Annotated in this window: 18 protein-coding genes; 6 read left to right on the plus strand and 12 right to left on the minus strand. The window is 60.8% G+C overall.

What is annotated here, in order from left to right:
- The first annotated feature begins 465 nt into the window (after nt 1-465).
- The 5 genes from ACIQY3_RS23135 to ACIQY3_RS23155 all read left to right on the plus strand — a co-directional run bounded on the left by ACIQY3_RS23135 (nt 466) and on the right by ACIQY3_RS23155 (nt 5,154).
- A complete protein-coding gene (locus ACIQY3_RS23135) occupies nt 466-924 on the plus strand; it encodes a cell division protein (protein WP_403024064.1) in 459 nt (152 codons plus the stop codon).
- Complete coding sequence (locus ACIQY3_RS23140; protein ID WP_403024067.1) at nt 924-3,359, plus strand: alpha/beta hydrolase; 2,436 nt, start codon at nt 924-926, stop codon at nt 3,357-3,359. The genes ACIQY3_RS23135 and ACIQY3_RS23140 overlap by 1 nt, the downstream gene beginning before the upstream one ends.
- 34 nt (nt 3,360-3,393) lie before the next feature.
- Nucleotides 3,394-3,819 (plus strand): hypothetical protein, encoded by a 426-nt coding sequence (locus ACIQY3_RS23145; protein WP_403024070.1) that lies wholly within the window; start codon nt 3,394-3,396, stop codon nt 3,817-3,819.
- Nucleotides 3,810-4,568 (plus strand): lysozyme inhibitor LprI family protein, encoded by a 759-nt coding sequence (locus ACIQY3_RS23150; protein WP_403024073.1) that lies wholly within the window; start codon nt 3,810-3,812, stop codon nt 4,566-4,568. The genes ACIQY3_RS23145 and ACIQY3_RS23150 overlap by 10 nt, the downstream gene beginning before the upstream one ends.
- Before the next feature lie 202 nt (nt 4,569-4,770).
- On the plus strand, nt 4,771-5,154 hold the full coding sequence (locus ACIQY3_RS23155) for a helicase (RefSeq protein WP_403024076.1): 384 nt from the start codon (nt 4,771-4,773) through the stop codon (nt 5,152-5,154).
- Between the two features lie 182 nt (nt 5,155-5,336).
- On the opposite strand, the gene ACIQY3_RS23160 is transcribed toward ACIQY3_RS23155, so the two are convergent.
- From ACIQY3_RS23160 to exbB, 6 genes are all read right to left on the minus strand, one after another.
- A complete protein-coding gene (locus ACIQY3_RS23160; protein ID WP_403024078.1) occupies nt 5,337-6,737 on the minus strand; it encodes an aminoacyl-tRNA deacylase and HDOD domain-containing protein in 1,401 nt (466 codons plus the stop codon).
- A 78-nt stretch (nt 6,738-6,815) separates the two neighbouring features.
- A complete protein-coding gene (recG, locus tag ACIQY3_RS23165) occupies nt 6,816-8,891 on the minus strand; it encodes an ATP-dependent DNA helicase RecG (RefSeq protein ID WP_403024081.1) in 2,076 nt (691 codons plus the stop codon).
- Nucleotides 8,892-8,900: 9 nt separating this feature from the next.
- Nucleotides 8,901-9,830, minus strand: coding sequence for a hydrogen peroxide-inducible genes activator (locus ACIQY3_RS23170; protein ID WP_213937832.1), 930 nt, complete (start codon nt 9,828-9,830; stop codon nt 8,901-8,903).
- Nucleotides 9,831-10,085: 255 nt separating this feature from the next.
- Nucleotides 10,086-10,832 (minus strand): energy transducer TonB, encoded by a 747-nt coding sequence (locus tag ACIQY3_RS23175; protein WP_054048428.1) that lies wholly within the window; start codon nt 10,830-10,832, stop codon nt 10,086-10,088.
- Complete coding sequence (gene exbD / locus ACIQY3_RS23180; protein ID WP_008150131.1) at nt 10,829-11,257, minus strand: TonB system transport protein ExbD; 429 nt, start codon at nt 11,255-11,257, stop codon at nt 10,829-10,831. The genes ACIQY3_RS23175 and exbD overlap by 4 nt, the downstream gene beginning before the upstream one ends.
- A 6-nt stretch (nt 11,258-11,263) precedes the next feature.
- Nucleotides 11,264-12,232 (minus strand): tonB-system energizer ExbB, encoded by a 969-nt coding sequence (exbB, locus tag ACIQY3_RS23185; RefSeq protein WP_403024087.1) that lies wholly within the window; start codon nt 12,230-12,232, stop codon nt 11,264-11,266.
- Between the two features lie 189 nt (nt 12,233-12,421).
- On the opposite strand from exbB, the gene ACIQY3_RS23190 reads away from it, so the two are divergent.
- Nucleotides 12,422-13,279: an SDR family oxidoreductase gene (locus ACIQY3_RS23190; protein WP_403024090.1), complete on the plus strand. Its 858-nt coding sequence runs from the start codon at nt 12,422-12,424 to the stop codon at nt 13,277-13,279.
- Nucleotides 13,280-13,417: 138 nt separating this feature from the next.
- On the opposite strand, the gene ACIQY3_RS23195 is transcribed toward ACIQY3_RS23190, so the two are convergent.
- The 6 genes from ACIQY3_RS23195 to ACIQY3_RS23220 all read right to left on the minus strand — a co-directional run bounded on the left by ACIQY3_RS23195 (nt 13,418) and on the right by ACIQY3_RS23220 (nt 18,710).
- Nucleotides 13,418-14,158, minus strand: coding sequence for a hypothetical protein (locus ACIQY3_RS23195; protein ID WP_403024093.1), 741 nt, complete (start codon nt 14,156-14,158; stop codon nt 13,418-13,420).
- Between the two features lie 56 nt (nt 14,159-14,214).
- Complete coding sequence (locus ACIQY3_RS23200) at nt 14,215-14,595, minus strand: RidA family protein (protein ID WP_003229509.1); 381 nt, start codon at nt 14,593-14,595, stop codon at nt 14,215-14,217.
- A gap of 24 nt (nt 14,596-14,619) precedes the next feature.
- Entirely contained in the window at nt 14,620-16,725 is a 2,106-nt protein-coding gene (gene spoT / locus ACIQY3_RS23205; RefSeq protein ID WP_054048436.1) for a bifunctional GTP diphosphokinase/guanosine-3',5'-bis pyrophosphate 3'-pyrophosphohydrolase, read from the minus strand.
- 57 nt (nt 16,726-16,782) lie between these two features.
- Complete coding sequence (gene rpoZ, locus ACIQY3_RS23210) at nt 16,783-17,046, minus strand: DNA-directed RNA polymerase subunit omega (RefSeq protein ID WP_007894670.1); 264 nt, start codon at nt 17,044-17,046, stop codon at nt 16,783-16,785.
- A gap of 167 nt (nt 17,047-17,213) precedes the next feature.
- Nucleotides 17,214-17,834 carry a guanylate kinase gene (gmk, locus tag ACIQY3_RS23215; RefSeq protein WP_403024098.1) on the minus strand — a complete coding sequence of 207 codons (621 nt, stop codon included), beginning with the start codon at nt 17,832-17,834 and terminating at the stop codon, nt 17,214-17,216.
- A gap of 12 nt (nt 17,835-17,846) precedes the next feature.
- Nucleotides 17,847-18,710 carry a YicC/YloC family endoribonuclease gene (locus tag ACIQY3_RS23220; protein ID WP_403024101.1) on the minus strand — a complete coding sequence of 288 codons (864 nt, stop codon included), beginning with the start codon at nt 18,708-18,710 and terminating at the stop codon, nt 17,847-17,849.
- Between the last annotated feature and the right edge of the window lie 199 nt (nt 18,711-18,909).

Genomic DNA, 18,909 nt, shown 5'->3' on the forward strand with positions numbered 1-18,909 from the left:
ATGCATCTCCTGGAATTTAAGAGACTGACACCGTTCCGCTTTGCACTTCGAAAGAGGTGGCAGCTGTGCGTTGGTGTGCAAGACCGGTCCAGGAACCCGGCAGACCCGAAGATCTCCGACGCACAACCGCCATAACGATTCGCGAGCATAGGAAAACGCTCAATGAATTGCCATAAAGATTGTGTACCTGGGCCGGACTTGCACGTCCGCGTCACCGTTTCTTGCGATGACGAGAAAAGGTTATCGGTGATCGCAAACCTCGCCTAGTTCACGAACACCCCGGCGTATTGAAGGAAATGTCCGAGAGGGTTGCGGGCATTAAGGTCAAAAGATTGCAGCCTGCGGCAGCTCCTACAGATCGGCGTTTTCCGTCAGATCAATCGCGGATTTATTTCGGATCGCCAACGGCCCTGCACCCATAAACCCTTTAGACTTCCCCCCTCACGGAAGCCCACAGGACACGGAATGCCAGTCCCCTCAAACACCCTTCGCAAAGCCCTGGTCGCTTGGCTGTCCGCCGCCGCGTTGGTGCATCTGCTCGTCAGCATCGTCCTGACCTGGGCCGGCCCTTCGGGCCTGCTCGACGGCTTCTTGCAAACCATCGATTACGCCTTCTGGACGGACCTGCCACCGCGCGCCGCGCGCGAGCAACAGGTCTGGTGGCTCGCCGTGTTCGGCGCCACGCTGCAAAGCTATTCCCTCTATATGTTCGCCCTCGTGCGCATCGGCAATCGCCTGAAAACTCCCATGGCGTGGGGCTGGTTGATCGCCGGCATCGTGATCTGGGCGCCGCAGGACATGTGGATGTCCCTGACGGCGCAGCTCTGGTTGAACCTGTGGATCGACGGCTTCGCGCTGCTGACGTTACTGCCGCCGCTGTTCTGGCTCTATTCCCACGACCGCCGCGCTTCCAGGATGTGTTAATGAACAAGCCGTTGATGTACCTGCTGGCCGGCAACGGTGGTGCCGCCGATTGGTGGGATGACGCGCTGCCGCATTTTCAGCGTTATCAGATGGTGCCGCTGGAATTGCCGGGCTTCGGCAACAATCCGCAGGCACCGTGCGAAGACCTCGCGGCGTACGCTCAGGCGTTGCTGGCGATGACGGTTCAGGGCAGCGCGATCATGGCGGTCGGGGTCAACGCGCTGCTGGTGCTGCATGCGCTGCAACGTCAGCCGGGGCATTTTTGTCGCAGTGTGTTGCTGGCGCCGGTCGGGGCGTTTTTGTGGCAACGACGGTTGCCGGCGCTGATGTCGCCGCTGCCGATTCGCAAGACCATTCATTGGTTGCTGGCGAATAAACCTGTGCTGTTCAAACACAAATTCTCCAACCAGACCTGGACGCCCGCGCAGTATCAGCGCATGGGTGCCGGGTATGCGCGCTGCCGCGCGTTTGTGCCGCACTGGGACCTGGTGCGGGCCGACACGGCGTTGCCGCTGCTGGAGTGGATCACCGATCCGGTCGAGTTGGTATGGGGCGATCAGGACAACGTGCTCGGCATCGCCCAGGCTGCGGCGTGGTCGGCGATTCTGGCGCGTGCTGATCTGACTGTCTGCCTGAAAACCGGTTGGGGCCATTACCCGTGGATCGACTCGCCCGCTGAGTTCGCCGCGTGGCTGGAGACGGGCGAGCGCGGATTTGTCGCGCACACCAAGGGCGGTCGATTGCGTCTGGCCGAGTTGGCCGGGCAAGCGGTGCCGCCAGCACTGTCACTCAACGATTGCCACGATCCGCGTTTGCCGGCGTTTCTCGCCAGTCAACCGGACGCCACGTGGGCGGTGCGTTCGTCCAGTTATGGTGAGGATCAGGCCGATGCGGCGAATGCCGGGTTGAGCACTACGTTTCTGCGCGAACCGACGTCCAACGTGATGGCGCGCATTGCCGAGTTGAGCACGGCGGGCGTGGAAGAAGTGGTGGTGCAACGCTTCATCACGCCAAAGGTGTCCGGGATCGCTTTTGTACGGCATCTATCGGTCGAGTTGGAGTGGGTCGAAGGGCATCTCGAATCCCTAGCCGATGGTCAGGTGAGTCCCGAGCGCGCGATCATTTCGCGCCTCGGCGATTCTTGGAGCAGCGACACGTTCAAGCCGTCCCATGGCCTGACGGCGGACCTGTTGTGGCGCTTCCTGCAAGGCGTGTTGCGGGTCTTCCATTACGTGCCTGGCGACGTCGAATGGGCCTGGGATGGCCAGCAACTCTGGCTGCTGCAATACCGGCCGATCAGCGACTACGGCTGGCGCCGGCACCTGACCGCCGCGAACATCGCCGAGATCCTGCCGCCGCAACCGAGTGTGTTCGTGGAGTACGCCCAGCGGCGTGCGGCGGCGAGTATTCCGGCGATCATGGCGCGGTGGGATTCGCGGGTGTTGCAGGACAACGAGCCGTTCACTGCGGTGTTCGGCGGTGCTTCGTATATCAACAATGATCTGTTTCTGGCGCGGCTGGCGGACTGGGGAGTTTCGGCCAGCAGCTATGCCGGTGAAGTTGGCGGTGCGACGCCGCATCTGCCTTGGCGACCATTGCGAATGCTGCGTTCGTTGCCATTGTTTCTACGAATGCAACGCATCGCGCGCGGGCATTTGCTGACACTGGAAAGGGGTTTGCAGCGCTTCGATCAGGAACTGTCTGAGCTGATCGCACAAGGCACCGACGGCCAGCAACTCGCTGATTGGTTCACCCGGTTCTATGTGTTCGTGGTGCAGGGCAACCTGTGCATCGCCACGTCACTGGCCAGTAGCGGCGGTGATCTGTTGGGCCGACCGCCAACTGCATATGACGACCTAGAAAACAGCCCGCATCGATTGCCGTGGGAAACCGATCCGGCCACGCTGCGCCCGGCACCGACCGATCTGCCGTTGCAGGCCTTCCCGCAATGGTCGGTGCTTATCCGTGTGGCTCATTCGACCGGCCTGCCGGGCCTGCGGGGCTACTACCTGCAAGTGCGCGAGTGGTATCGCGACAACCTGATGCGGATCTTCTTTCGCCTCCACCACGCCATGCCGAAGGCCGACCGAGCGCATTGGTTCGCGCCGCATCCGGACATCCGCAGCCGCGACGGCAGCTTCTGGCAGGACGGTCGTGAAGGCACTGAACAAGCGACGGGATTCATGATTTATCCGGGCCAGGTGCAGGGCATTCTGGGCGACGACATTTTGCTCGAAGACACCCTCGACCCTGGCCGCCACGCACACTACCAAGCAGCGCGGGCGGTAATTGCGCGCATGGGCGGGCGGTTGTCCCATGGCTCTACTTTGCTGCGGGAGTTGCGCAAGCCTTCGGCGGTGTTGCCTCAGGTGGATGTGGGGTGGGTGGGGCGTGAGGTGTTGTATCGGGATGGGGAGTTGGTGTTGGTGAAGTAGGTGGTTTTTCGGTGGTTATTTCAAAGGATCTGAAGTGAGAAAAGTTCTGTTGATGCTGTTTGGTTTGCTACCGATGACTGCCCACTGTGAGGTGGTGACGGAGAATCTTTGTTTCGAATTGTCTGAAACGAGCCCGGTGAAATTCGAGTTGCGAACCTACTCCGATGTCTCGGCCCAGTGGTCGGGTGGTTTTGTTAAGTACGCAACGTCGGATGTGCCGATTCCTCTCGTTTTAAAAGACAGCCAATCTGAAGAGTTGAATCCGCAGGGGCCATTTCAGAACACCGATACGTGGACTGAGGTGTCGGGCGGGAACGTAAGCGGTGAATACGAAATGGTGAGCCAGGGCGGAATCATCGTTTCGATGAGATACACGAAGAAGTCGAATGGCAAGCAGTACAGTTTTAGCAATAACACGAACACTGGCGTTTTTTTGGAGAGTGGTTGCCAATGGAAATAGTCAGAGTTTTCTGGAGTGTGCTGATTATCGGGTTGCTTCCGATTTCAATCGCGTCGGCCAAGGACGATTGCGAAGAAAGTACCGTGAGTGCACAGGTTCCCCAATGTGCGGAGATCATGCGCAAGGCCGCTGATGTAAAGCTCAATACCAGCTACAGAAAACTCATGGCGCGATTTGAGTCTCAGCAGCGCGTAAACCCAGAACAGGGAAAGGTATTCATGGGCATGGCCAGGGATTCCCAGCGCGCCTGGATCAAGTTGCGAGACACCAACTGCCCACTTGAAGCCACGGATATTGAGCCCGGCGTGGCGGCATCTATCGCCGTGATCAATACCTGCATTGCCAGAATGAGTTTGGAGCGTGCGGCCTACTTGGATGGGATTGTGCCTGACGAGTCCGGTGTTTCTTGCCCATCGACCGACTTCAACTTGTTCCTCAATTCCTTTGCCGAGAGCTCGGCTGTCCAGAGGACTTTTATTCAGCGGCCTCTTCAGTTTCTGGTGACAGTAGATGCTGAGCCCGAGCCGAGAATGGAGAAGCGAACCCTGGAAGATAAGCAGATCAAATATCCGCTCATGCCTGATCGCGCTCATCGAGAGGCTGACGGTCTGACGTTGAGCGTTAAGGAGCAGAGCGGGGCTAAAGCTACAGCCATTCTGAACAAGCCGGATACCGACTACTTGGTTGAGTATCGATTTGTGCTTGGGAAGTGTTGGATGCTCAGTGAGGTTTCGGACTTTGCGATTTAGAGTGATTGAGAACAGCAAGATCAAAAGATCGCAGCCTTCGGCAGCTCCTGCATAGATATGTTTTGTCAGACGATTTTCGTGACTTGGCAGTCATTGGCGTCAAAAAGCTTCACATCTTCTCCAAACACAACCCGATAGTGTCGTTATCCCGCGAAGCCGCTACACTCCGCCAGCCGTTCATTTTCCTTTTGAGGCTGCACGCATGAAATTTCGTTTTCTTCTGTGGATGCTGGGTTTGTTGATGGGTAAGGCCAGTCGGACTAATCCTGCGTTTCAACAGCAGTTGGGTGACAAGGAATTGGTGTTTCAGCTACAGACCCTGGACGGGAAAGTGGCGCGGCATTTCCTGGTGAAGGATCAGCGTATTACCAGCAAGTCCGGCGTGTATGCCGAGCCGGCGTTTGCGATTGCCTTTAAAGACGCGGCATATGGCTTTGCCACGATGCAGGCGAAGAATAAGCAGTTGGCGTTTATGCAGGGGATTCAGGACAAGTCGATTCAGATCAAGGGCAACCCGGCGCTGGTGATCTGGTTCCAGGGGTTGACTAAGTATCTGAAGCCGCGCAAGGCGAAGGCTAAGGCTTGAGTTCGACGTTGGGGCTGTGACGCGGAGCGTCACGGGATGCATTACCACGCGGAGCGTGGGAACGATCGGGGTGGTCAGGTAGACCGAGCTGGATTCTTCGCGGGCAAGCCGCGCTCCCACAGGGGATTAGCTAAATCCTGTAGGAGCGAGCGGTGCGACGATTCGACTTGCCCGCGAAGCTTTTAGGATTGGGTAAATTGCGAGGCGAGTTCACGAAGCAGCACTTCAGCTTCAAGCACTTTGCTGACCACATCATTGGCTTTGTCGCGAGTCAGGCCTACGCGTTCCAGCAACGCATCCGGAATATCTTCATCCGGGCCGGAGCCGATGCCACGGCTGCGCAGCAAGCGCACCGCCAGGCACACAAGGTTCGGATACTCGGCATACGCGCCGTCATAACCCGGATCGTGCTGGAAGCGCAGCGCGGTGGCCAGTTCGTCGGGCATGTCCCAGTAGCGCATCAGCCACGAGCCGATCTGTTCGCGGCTGATGCCCAGCAGGTGTTGCTCGACGTAGCTGTGGCACAGGTGCGGGTTGACCTCCAGGTGGCGGCAGATCAGCGAGAAGTGCGGCGGGAAGACGTGGGCCAGCAGCAAGTAGCCGAAGTTGTGCAGCAGGCCGGCCAGGTAGGTCAGGCCGGCTTCCGGGCGCTGGGCGCGGGGCATGGCGCGGGTCAGGCCTTCGATGACGGCGGCGGTGTAGATCGATTGCTGCCAGTACGGCGTGGTGTGTTGCGGATGGTCTTTCGGCAGGCTCAGGGTTTTACCGAGGGCCAGGCCCAGCGCCAGGTTGATCACAAGATCGAAGCCCAGCACGCGGACGATCGCGTCTTCCACTGAACGAATCTTGCCCGGCGAGGCGTAGTACGGCGATGCCGCCCAGCTCACGACTTGCGCGGCCAGGGCCGGGTCGGTTTCGACGACGCCGGTGATGTCGTCGATGGTGGCGTTGGGGTCCACGCGCAGTTTGATGATTTTCTGCGCGGTTTCGGCCAGCGGTGGAATCTCGATGGTCGCTTCCAGGCGTTGCTGGATGCGCCGCGCAGTGAACGCTTGAACGGCCTGGGTGATTTCCTCGCGGTCATCGTCGGGACGGTCGAGGTTCGGGCGGATGCTGGTCAGGGCTTCGCCGAAGTTGGCGGCGCTGGCCTTGGTCAGCATGCTCTTGAAGGCTTCGCTGGAGATTTCCAGCAGTACGTTCGGCTCACCGGAGTTGATCAGCAATTTCGGCTCGCGCAGCAGGCTTTCTTCGTACAGGCACGGCGAACTGGTGAGCGCCGGCAGGCCGGGCAGCAGACTCAGGCTGTGCTTGCCGAGCATCTTCTCCAGACGCTCGGTCGACACGGCGGTCAGTCGGCGGCCCGTCAGTTCGGCGAGGCGGTTGAGGTCCAGCAACTGGCTCTGCGGGAACAGCACCATGAGCGCACCGACCGCATCATCCAGCAACACCGCCTGCACTTTACGCGCGGCGTTCAGGCCGTGATGGTCGAGGACTTCTTCGTAGGCGATGCCCAGTTTGCCGAGCAGCAGCCGAATAACAGACGGAGCGTGCGGGGTTTCGGGGGCGAGGGCAGCTTCAGTCATGGTCTGTATCCGTTTGCAAACAATGGCAGGAGTATAACCACCTTGTTTAAACCCATGGTCCAGAAACTGCGACGGTGCTCACACTTGGCCGTATTGCTGCCCATGGCGCAGCCAGCGATCGAGCAACGGGCTGACATGATCGGGCCAGCGTTCCAGCAAGGCCTGGGCCGCATCGCGTACGGCGGGCAGCAGGTCGGCGTCGCGCATCAGGTCCGCGACCTTGAATTGCAGCAGGCCGGTCTGGCGTGTGCCGAGCATTTCGCCGGGGCCGCGCAGTTCGAGGTCTTTTTCGGCAATGACAAAACCGTCGTTGGTTTCGCGCATGATGCCGAGGCGCTGGCGGCCAATCTGTGACAGCGGCGGATGGTAGAGCAGCACGCAATGACTGGCGGCGCTGCCCCGACCGACGCGTCCGCGCAACTGGTGCAGTTGCGCGAGGCCGAGGCGTTCGGGGTTTTCGATGATCATCAGGCTAGCGTTCGGTACGTCGACGCCGACTTCGATCACCGTGGTTGCGACCAGCAGTTGCAGGTTGCCAGCCTTGAACTCGGCCATGACCGCGGCTTTCTCGGCAGGCTTCATGCGCCCGTGGATCAGCCCGACCTTCAACTCGCCGAGGGCGGCGGTGAGGTCTTCGTAGGTGGTTTCCGCCGCTTGGCAGGTCAGCTCTTCGGATTCTTCAATCAGCGTGCAGACCCAATACGCCTGCCGCCCTTCGGCACAGGCGCCGCGGACCCGTTCGATGACTTCGACACGCCGGGTGTCGGTGACCAGCACGGTGTTGACCGGGGTTCGGCCGGGCGGCAGTTCGTCGAGGATCGAGGTGTCGAGGTCGGCGTAGGCGCTCATGGCCAGGGTCCGGGGGATCGGCGTGGCGGTCATGATCAGTTGATGCGGGCACATGCGGCCGCCAACGCCTTTCTGCCGCAACGCCAGGCGCTGCTGGACGCCGAAGCGGTGCTGTTCGTCGATGATCGCCAGGGCCAGGTTCTTGAACTGCACTTCGTCCTGGAACAAGGCGTGGGTGCCGACCACCATCGGCGCCCCGTTGGCGATTTGCTCCAGGGCGGCGACGCGATTTTTGCCCTTGAGCTTGCCGGCCAGCCACGCGACTTCGATGCCCAGCGGTTCGAGCCAGCGCTTGAAGGTGATGAAGTGCTGCTCGGCAAGAATCTCGGTCGGCGCCATCAATGCGACTTGATAGCCAGCTTCCAGCGCTTGCAGCGCGGCGAGGGCGGCGACTACGGTTTTACCTGCGCCGACGTCACCCTGAATCAGTCGCAGCATCGGTTCGTGCTGACTGAGGTCGTAGGCGATTTCGTTGCCGACCCGTTGCTGGGCGCCGGTCGGCGTAAAGCCGAGATTGGCCAGATATTTGGCCGGCAGCTTGGTGGCTTTCGGCATCGCCGGGGCGCGCAGGGAGCGCATGCTTTCGCGCAGGCGCTGTTGAGACAGTTGATGGGTCAGCAGTTCTTCGAAAGCCAAACGATGCTGGGCCCAGTGATGACCGAGGGCGAGTTCATCGACGTCGGCATCGGCGGGCGGGTGATGCAGGTAGCGGATCGCATCGGCCAGCGGCGCGAGTTGATAGTCCCGGGCCAGTTCGGTGGGCAGCCAGTCGGGCAGGCTGCTGGGGTCGAGCAAAGTCAGGGTTTGCATGCACAGTTGGCGCAGGCGTTGTTGGGTCAGGCCTTCGGTTAGCGGGTAGACCGGCGTGAGGGTTTCATCCACCGGCGGCGGTTCGTCGCCGGTGATGGCGCGGTATTCCGGGTGGTAGATCTCCAGCCCTGAGGCACCGGGCCGCGCTTCGCCGTAGCAACGAATCCGCGTGCCGCGTTTCAGGCCTTCTTTCTGCGCGTTGCTGAAATGGTAGAAGCGCAGGCTCAGCCCACCGGTGCCGTCCTGTATCCGCACCACCAGGCTGCGGCGTCGGCCCATGACCACGTCGGCGCCGCTGACGGTGCCTTCGATCACCGCGTCCTGGCCGGGTCGCAAGTGGCCGATCGGGACCACGCGAGTGCGATCCTGATAGCGCAGCGGCAGGTGAAACAGCACGTCCTGGAGATTCTCCAGGCCGACCTTGGCCAATTTCTCGGCCATGGCTTCACCGACACCCTTGAGTGCCGTCACCGACACTTGCGACAACTCGGTCATGGCAGCGACTTAACCGGCCACCACCGGCGCTTGTGGCTTGGCCACCGAGCACAGGCGAATGGAGTCAGCGAGGATTTCAATCGCCTTCGGCCGCGGAAAACTTGCGCGCCAGGCGATGGCCACGGTGCGGAACGGCACCGGCGGCGACAGTGGGCGCACGGCAATCACGCCGGGCGCGTAATGGTGGCTGTCCACCGCCGACAGCGGCAGGATCGAAATGCCGAGGCCGGAAGCGACCATGTGGCGGATGGTTTCCAGGGAACTGGACTCCACCGTGGTGTGCTTGGCGCCGTCGTTGCCTTTGCCCAGGGTCGGGCAGGCTTCCAGCACTTGATCACGGAAGCAGTGGCCTTCGCCGAGCAGCAGCAGGCTCTTGTCGTTAAGCAGGGCGGCGTCGATGGATTCTTTTTGCGTCCACGGGTGCTGGGCCGGCATCAGGACGTAGAAGGGTTCGTCGTAGAGCGGCAGGGTCAGCACGTCGGCTTCGTTGAACGGCAAGGCGATGATGATCGCGTCGAGCTCGCCGTTGCGCAGTTTGTCGCGCAGCACGTGGGTGAAGTTCTCTTCGATGTACAACGGCATCTGCGGGGCGACCCGGTGCAGTTGTGGAATCAGGTGCGGGAATAGGTACGGGCCGACGGTGTAGATCGCGCCGACTTTCAGCGGGGCGGTCAGCTGGTTCTTGCCGGCCTGGGCCAGTTCGCGGATGCCTTGGGCTTGTTCCAGGACTTTTTGCGCCTGGGCCACGATGCCTTCGCCGACCGGGGTCAGGCGCACGGCGCTCTTGCTGCGCTCGAAAATCAGCACACCGAGTTCGTCTTCAAGCTTTTTCACGCCCACCGACAGGGTCGGCTGGCTGACGTGGCAACGCTCGGCCGCGTGGCCGAAGTGCTGCTCTTGGGCGAGGGTAACGATGTAGCGTAATTCTGTAAGAGTCATAGCGAGCGTCCATGAAGTTGCGGGCCAAGCATACCGGCTGCAATCGATAGACGCACGTTATCAGAGTGAGTGTGTTGAGTGACACAGGGCAATGCGGGTTTGCCGCTGGCGGATATGCAAAAGGCACCTTTCGGTGCCTTTTTGGCTGCTGCATGACGTTGTGGGAGCGGGCCTGCTCGCGAAAGCGGTGTGTCAGCCAACATGGATGTTGGATGTGATGGCCTCTTCGCGAGCAAGCCCGCTTCCACATGGGTCTTATCGACGGCGCTCCAGCGAGTAAACGAACGGCGCGACGATTTCGATCGAGCCGTTGTTCAGCATGTCGGCCGGTGGCTTGGGCAGCGGCTGGGCGCGCTTGATCATTTCCAGGGTGGCCCGGTCCAGATCGGCGTTGCCGGAGCGGCCCACCAGTTCGAACGACAGCACATTGCCTTCGCCGTCGACCACGAAGCGCAGACGGTTCAAACCTTCCTTGCCTCGGGATTGCGCACTGGCCGGGTACTTTTTGTACTTGGCCAAGTGAGCGAGCAAGGTACCTTGCCAACTGGCCTTGGCGGCCTGTTGCGCGGGCGAAGGACCCGGAGCTGGCTGTGCGGACTTCTCGGTCGGTGCCTGGGTCGGTTGCGCGTCGCTCGGTTTGGCCTCGGACGGTTTCTCCTTCGGCGGCTCCGGTTTTTTCTCCACAGGCTTGGGCGGTTGCGGCTTGGGCTTGGGTTTGACCGGTTTCGGCACGGCAATTTCTGCCTTCGGCACTTCCGCCAGTTTCGGGATCGGCAGTTCTTCCACCGGGGCCGGTGGTTGTGGCGGCGTGATCACCTTCGGCGGTGCCGGCGGTGGCGGGGCAGGAACCGGCGCCAACTCCACCATCATCGCCTGCGGTGGCAGCTCGATGGGCGGGCGTGCCGTCCAGTTCACCGCCAGCGCAATGGCCAGCGCATGGACGCCAAGCACCACGGCCAGGCTCCCGCTGTAACGCGTCAGCTTATGGCGCGTCGTGATCATTTCTTGACTGCCGTCTCAAGCCCGACCAGACCGACCTTCAGGTAGCCGGCGGAGCGCAGGTTATCCATCACGCTCATCAGGTCGCCGTAGTCCACGCCTTTATCGGCCTGGAAGAAGATCGTCGTGTCTTTCTTGCCCTTGGTCCGGGCGTCGAGCGTGGCGCCGAGTGCTTCGGCCTTCACTTCGTCTTCGCCAAGGAACAGGCGTTGGTCAGCCTTGACGCTGAGGAACACGGGTTTCTCTGGCCGTGGCGCCGGTTTGGCGCTGGAGGCGGGCAGGTCGACCTTGATGTCCACAGTGGCCAAAGGCGCGGCCACCATGAAGATGATCAACAGCACCAGCATCACGTCGATAAACGGCGTAACGTTGATTTCGTGGTTCTCGGCCAGATCGTCGTCCGCGCCTTCTTTCAAATGCAAGCCCATGGCTGATTACCCTGCTTTGACCATGTGGGGTTGCGTGGAGCGCTCAGCGGTCGGCAGGTGATCGAGATCACGGCTGACCAGCAACAGGACTTCAGCAGAGGCGTCCGACACCTGCGCCTTGTAACCGGCGATGGAGCGGGCGAAAACGTTGTAGATCACTACGGCAGGAATCGCGGCAACCAGACCCAGCGCGGTAGCCAGCAGGGCTTCGGCAATGCCCGGGGCCACAACGGCGAGGTTGGTGGTCTGGGTTTTGGCGATGCCGATGAAGCTGTTCATGATGCCCCATACGGTGCCGAACAAACCTACGAAAGGCGCGGTGGAACCGATGGTGGCGAGCACGCCGGTGCCGCTGCTCATGTTGCGACCGCAAGCGGCAACCAGACGCTCAAGACGGAAGGCTACACGTTCCTTGATGCCTTCTTTCTCGCGGCTGTTGGCCGACAGTCGCATTTCTTCCAGGGCATCGTGGACCAGCAGATGGGCGAGGGTGCCTTGCTTGGTCGCGGTGGCGCTGGCTTCTTTAAGGGTGGTGGCTTTCTTCAGGTGCACGATTTCGTTACGCAGGCGACGCTTGGCGCCCATCAGCTCGAAGCCTTTGGCAATCCAGATGGTCCAGGTGATGATCGAGGCGATGGCCAGGCCGATCATCACGATTTTCACGATAATATCGGCGTTCTGGTACATGCCCCAAGGCGACAGGTCGTGGGCCATGCCCAAGGTGTTATCGGGTTCGAGGACTTCAGGTGCGTCGTCTGCAGCAGTGGCGTCGACAGCCTGGACCGGGTCGGTTGCGGCCGGTGCAGCAGCGTGATCAGCAGGTGCCGGAGCCGTCGCAGCGGCTGGGGTGGCGGGTGCTGTTGCATCAGCGAACGCGGCGGTTGGCGCCAGCAGCAGGCTGAGCAGCAGGGCGGCCACAGCGCTCCAGGCGCGAGGTCGTTTGGTTGGCGAAGCGGGGAATTGATTGCGTGTCATGCTGGCCGGACCTGAGAGAAAAATAGGGTGAATGTTCTTCCAGGCCTCGTAAGGCCGAGAACAAAAGTGGTCGGCATTATTGCAAGTAATTCTTGTTAACAAAAGTAATGGCTTCTCTTTTTTTCTTCCATTGCTAGCCGCTCGTCCTATACGGGCGCTAGTCTGTACCTTTCCTGAGGGAGTTTTCTGATGTCCGCGCCATCTGTTTTGATCGCCGGCTGCGGTGATGTCGGCAGTCGTCTGGCCACCCAATTGTTGGCCGCCGGGTGGGAGGTTCACGGCTTGCGGCGTGACGTCTCACGCCTGCCCGAAGGGGTGATTGGCGTTGCCGGCGACTTGTTCAATAAGGACTGCCCGGACACCTGGCCAATCGGAGCGGTGGATTACCTGGTGTATTGCGCAGCGGCCACCGATCACGATGAAGCGGGTTATCGCGCCGCTTATATTCAGGGGTTGCAGCACGTGCTGGAATGGCTGGGCGACTACGGACAGGTGCCCAATCGGCTGCTATTCGTATCCAGCAGCAGTGTTTACGGCCAGCAGGAAGGCGAGTGGGTCGACGAAAACTCGCCGACCGTGGCGGCGGGTTATTCCGGGCGGGTGATGCTGGAAGCCGAGCAGATTGCCCTCGACAGCGGCATCCCGGCGAGCATCGTGCGCCTGACCGGCATTTACGGTCCGGGCCGAGAGTTTCTGCTGACTCAGGTTCGTCGCGGTTATCGCGTGGCGATTGATCCGCCGTTGTATGGCAACCGCATTCACGCCGACGACGCAGCGGGGTTGATGGCGTATCTGCTGGAGGCGGATCAGCGTGGCGTGGCGCTGGATAACGTCTACATCGGCGTCGACGACGCGCCTGCGCCACTGGCAGATGTGGTGGGCTGGCTGCGTGAGTATTTGGGTGTGACCGAATGGGCTGAGGACGAGAGCGTGCGCCGCACTGGCAGCAAGCGTTGCAGCAATGCGCGGGCGAAAGCGTTGGGCTGGGAGCCGAAGTATCCGAGTTATCGCGAAGGATACGCCGCGATTCTTGAAGGTCGCTGCTGACCCTTAGTCGCCACAAACGAAATGTGGGAGCGGGCTTGCTCGCGAAAGCGGTGTAACAGTCAACGAAGATGTTGAATGTTACTGCCTCTTCGCGAGCAAGCCCGCTCCCACATTGTTTGTATTGGCATTACGGCCGGATCACTGTTTTTCCAGCAACCACTTGCGATCACCCGGTGTAAACGAAGGCATCTCATCCGCCTGAGCCGTGTTCACGGCCTGGAAGATTTCCAGCTCCTTACCCTTGCGGGCAAAGATCCAGGTGTTGCCCTGGCCGTTCTGTTGCAACCACATATTGTCGTTGCCGCCGCTCATCGACGCGCAATCGCCCGCCAGGCACAGCGCATAACGATCCGCACCCGGCAGGCCGGCCACTTGGCCATCCGCCTGGAATTGCACGGTTTCGCCTTCACCCTGGCCATTGACGATTTTCCAGCTGCCGCCCATATACGCCGTGTACAGCGCGCGTTCGAAGCTCGCACCGATCGGCGCGCCTTCCGGGACTGGAATCAACGCGCGGTCGAAGACTTGCGCGGGTTCGTTGTCGTTCGCGACCTGGCTGAGTTGCTTGCCGTCGCGTCGCAACTCGCTGGCGGAGCTGCCATAGAAGTCGACTTTCCAGGCGCCGGACTCATCGGCCAGCAGCTTGCCTTCGACGTTTTCAAAACCGTTGGTGTAACGGGCCTGGCCGGCCTTGGTGTTGACGTCCCATTCCAGGTTCGGACCGTAAGCCTGGAGCGCTTCGCGCAGGGGGCCGCCCTTGGAGGCAGCATCGATGGCCACCTGGTTGATCCAGGTGCCGCTGATGTCGCGGTCGGCAGGATTGCTGGCGCAGCCGCCGAGGAAAACGGCGAGCAAGGAGAGGGCAAGCGCTTTGCGCATGGTGGAATCCTTTCAAAACGAAAACGGCGCAGCCTGTTGGGGCTGCGCCGGATGTATTACTCGATGACCAGAATGGCGTCCATTTCTACCTGCGAACCCTTTGGCAGGGCTGCTACGCCGATGGCGGCGCGGGCAGGGTAGGGCTGGTCAAAGTATTTGCCCATGATCTCGTTGACCTTGGCGAAGTGGCTCAGGTCGGTGAGGAAGATGTTCAGTTTGACGATGTCCTTGAACGAACCGCCGGCAGCTTCGGCCACGGCTTTCAGGTTCTCGAACACCTGGACGGTCTGGGCTTCGAAGCCTTCGACCAGTTCCATGGTTTTTGGGTCCAAGGGAATCTGACCCGACATGTAAACGGTATTGCCAGCCTTGATCGCCTGGGAATAAGTGCCGATGGCGGCCGGGGCCTTGTCGCTGGTGATAACAGTCTTGGTCATGAATGACTCCTTGTAATAGATGGGCTACGCACGCATGCGGGTGATGCGAATCACCCCGGTCAAGGCGCGCAGTTTCTTGATCACGCGGGCCAGGTGCACACGGTCGTGCACGCTGACCACCAGTTGGACCACGCTGATGCGACCATCGCGCTCGTCCATGCTGATTTTTTCGATATTGCCGTCGGCCGCGTTGACGCTGCTGGCCAGCAGGGCGATCAGGCCGCGCTGATGTTCCAGCTCGACGCGCAGCTCGACGTTGAATTCGCCGGTGACATCCTTGGCCCACGAGAGCTGGATGCATTTTTCCGGGTTGTGGCGGATTTCGCTGATGTTGCGGCAGTTGTCCAGGTGCACGACCATGCCTTTGCCCGCAGACAGGTGACCGACAATCGGGTCGCCCGGGATCGGCGTGCAGCACTTGGCGTAGCTCAGCACCAAACCTTCGGTGCCGCGAATCGCCAGCGGGCCTTCGGCGCTCGGCAACTGTTCGCCTTCGCCCAGCAGGCGGCGGGCGACCACATAGGCCATGCGATTGCCCAGGCCGATGTCTTCGAGCAGGTCTTCGATCAGTTCCAGGCGATATTCGGTGAGCATCGCCTTGACGCGCTCGCCCGGGATTTTGTCCAGGGTGCTGTCGAAACCGTTCAGTACCTTGTTCAGCAGGCGTTCGCCGAGGCTGATGGATTCGGAGCGGCGTTGCAGTTTCAGCGCGTGGCGGATGTGGGTCCGCGCTTTGCCTGTGACCACGAAGTTGAGCCACGCCGGGTTCGGCCGCGCGCCGGGGGCGCTGACGATCTCGACCGTAGAGCCGCTTTGCAGCGGTTCGGACAGCGGTGCGAGACGGCGGTTGATCCGACAGGCGATGCAGCTGTTGCCGACGTCGGTGTGCACCGCGTAAGCAAAGTCCACCGCCGTGGAGCCTTTGGGCAGCTCCATGATCCGGCCTTTAGGCGTGAACACGTAGACCTCGTCCGGGAACAGGTCGATCTTCACGCTTTCGATGAATTCCAGCGAGTTGCCGGCCCGTTGTTGCATTTCCAGCACGCCTTTGACCCACTGGCGGGCGCGGGCGTGAGTGCCTTTCGGTTGCTCGTCGCCGCTGGATTTGTACAGCCAATGGGCGGCGATGCCGTTGTTGGCCATCTCTTCCATTTCACGGGTGCGGATCTGGATCTCGATCGGTACACCGTGCATGCCGAACAGCGTGGTGTGCAGCGACTGATAGCCGTTGGCCTTGGGGATCGCGATGTAATCCTTGAAGCGACCCGGCAACGGTTTGTACAAATTATGCACAGCACCCAGCACGCGGTAGCAGGTATCGACCTTGTCGACGATGATCCGGAACGCGTAGACGTCCATGATCTCGTTGAAGGCCCGACGCTTGCCGCGCATTTTCTTGTAGATGCCGTAGAGGTGTTTCTGGCGCCCGCTGACTTCGCCCTGGATTTCATCAATCGCCAGGCAATGGCTGAGGGACTCTTCGATCTTGTTGACGATTTCCTTGCGGTTGCCCCGGGCGCGCTTGACCGCCTGGTTAATCCGCGCGGAACGCATCGGGTGCATGGCCTTGAAGCCGAGGTCTTCGAATTCTATGCGGATGGCGTGCATGCCCAGCCGATTGGCGATGGGCGCATAGATTTCCAGGGTTTCCTTGGCGATGCGTCGGCGTTTTTCGCCGGACAGCACTTCCAGCGTGCGCATGTTGTGCAGGCGGTCGGCCAGCTTGACCAGGATCACGCGAATGTCGCGAGCCATGGCCATGGCCATTTTCTGGAAGTTTTCAGCCTGGGCTTCGGCCTTGGTCTCGAAGTTCATCTGGGTCAGTTTGCTGACCCCGTCGACCAGTTCGGCCACGGTTTCACCGAACTGCGCTTGCAGCGCTTCCTTGGCAATCCCGGTGTCTTCGATCACGTCATGCAGCATGGCCGCCATCAGGCTTTGATGGTCCATATGCATGTCGGCAAGAATATTCGCCACCGCAAGAGGATGCGTGACGTACGCCTCGCCACTGCGGCGGCGTTGGCCGTCGTGGGCTTGTTCGGCGTAGAAATACGCTCGGCGGACCAAGTTGACCTGGTCCTTGCCGAGGTAGGTCGATAAGCGATCGGCGAGGGCGTCTATGCTCGGCATGATGACTCCTGCCGTTCGCTGTGACCCCGCGCCGTGCTACGTCGACCAGGCATAGGCTTAGACGGCCTCGTTGGACTCGTCCTCGAACGCTGCGAACAGCGGTTCGTCTTCGACGATTTCAGCATTGGCGATGAACTCATAGCTCATCAGGCCTTCAGCGATTTCACGCAGCGCTACAACAGTAGGCTTGTCGTTTTCCCACTGAACCAGTGGCTCTTTGCCGCCGGTGGCCAGTTGACGGGCACGTTTGGTGGACAGCATGACCAGCTCAAAACGGTTTTCCACGTGATTCAGGCAGTCTTCAACGGTTACGCGGGCCATGGTATTCCTCGGAGCGAATGCAATATGCGCGCTGCCCGATTGGGCGAGCGGACTCAACAGTTTAAAAAATCACCAGCGATTAGGGAAGCGCTGATTTTTTGACCAAGCCCTTCAACGCGCTGCAAGTGCCAATGTAAAGCCCTTGCGGCGGTTTTGGGAAGAGCTGTTTAGCCGAGCAATTCGGCCAAAAGTTTTCCGTGGCGCTGCTGCTGACGCTTCTGATGCAGCTGATTGGCCCGGAAAATCGCCTTCAGATCATGCAATGCATGGGCGAAATCGTCGTTGATGATCAGGTAGTCGTAGTCGACATAGTGGCTCATCTCGCTGACCGCTTCACGCATCCGGCCGTCAATGATCTCGTCGCTGTCCTGGCCGCGATTGGTCAGACGCTGGTGCAAGGCCTGCAACGACGGCGGCAGAATGAAGATCGAGCGCGCTTGCGGCATCAGCTTGCGCACTTGCTCGGCGCCCTGCCAGTCGATTTCCAGGATCAGGTCGTGGCCCGCGTCCAGGGTCTGCTGCAAGTGGCTTTGCGAGGTGCCGTAGAGATTGCCGAACACTTCGGCGCGCTCCAGGAAATCCCCATGTTCGCCCATCTTCACAAACGCTTCGCGGGAGACGAAGTGATAGTTCACGCCGTCCACTTCACCGGGGCGCATGGCGCGGGTGGTGTGGGAGACCGAGACGCGAATCTCCTGGTCGGAGTCGGTCAGGGCCTTGACCAGGCTGCTCTTGCCCGCGCCCGAAGGGGCGGAAATGATGTACAGGGTGCCGGTGCTATGGGTCATGTCGGGTTTGCCTTACTCAATATTCTGCACTTGTTCGCGCATCTGCTCGATCAACACTTTGAGGTTGACCGCAGCCGTCGTGCTGCGCGGGTCGAAGGCTTTGGAGCCCAGTGTATTGGCTTCGCGGTTGAGTTCCTGCATCAGGAAGTCCAGGCGCCGACCCGCCGCGCCGCCGGACTTGAGCACCCGGCGAACTTCGATGATGTGGGTGCTCAGGCGATCCAGTTCTTCGGCGACGTCGCTCTTTTGCGCGAGCATGACCATTTCCTGCTCCAGGCGCTGCGGGTCCATCTCGGCTTTCATGTCGGCAAAGCGGTCGAGGACTTTCTGGCGCTGGGTGGCGAGCATCTGCGGGACGAGTTCGCGCAGGGTCACGACGTCTTCTTCAATAGAGGTCAGGCGCTCGTTGATCAGGCGAGCCAGCTCCGCGCCTTCGCGCTCGCGGCCGGCCTTCAGTTCTTTCAAGCCTTGATTGAACAGGGCCAGTGCCTCGGCGTTCAGGGCTTGCGGGTCAGTGGCGTCGCCCACCAATACACCGGGCCAGGCCAGAACTTCCAATGGGTTCAACGCTGCCGGGTTCTTGATCAGGCCGGCAATCGTTTCGGCGGCCGCGACCAGTTGCGCGGCGCGCTCGCGGTCCAGTTGCAGGGGTTTACCGGTGCTTTCTTCGGTGAAACGCAGGGTGCATTCCAGTTTGCCCCGGGAAATGCCCTGGCGCAGCGCTTCGCGGACCGCGCCTTCGAGGTCACGAAAGGATTCCGGCAGGCGCAGGTGCGGCTCCAGGTAGCGGCTGTTGACCGAGCGCAGTTCCCAGCTCAGGGTGCCTTGGGCGCCGGCTTTTTCGACGCGGGCGAAGGCGGTCATGCTGTGCACCATGGAGGTACCTCGCAATGCAGGCCGACGCGAAACCCTTGGGCTTCGCGGACCCGCGATCAATGAATGTGAGCCGACTGGCAGCAAAGGCGCAGGATTGTAGCGCAGTGGGGCGGATGCGCCCAAACACACGCTGTGACAAAGGGCTGCAGGCCGTCGGTTATGTGCTTTTGGCGGCCTTCAGCCGTCGGCCGGATTTTTT

Source organism: Pseudomonas sp. NPDC096950 (assembly GCF_044762525.1).
Lineage (GTDB): Bacteria > Pseudomonadota > Gammaproteobacteria > Pseudomonadales > Pseudomonadaceae > Aquipseudomonas.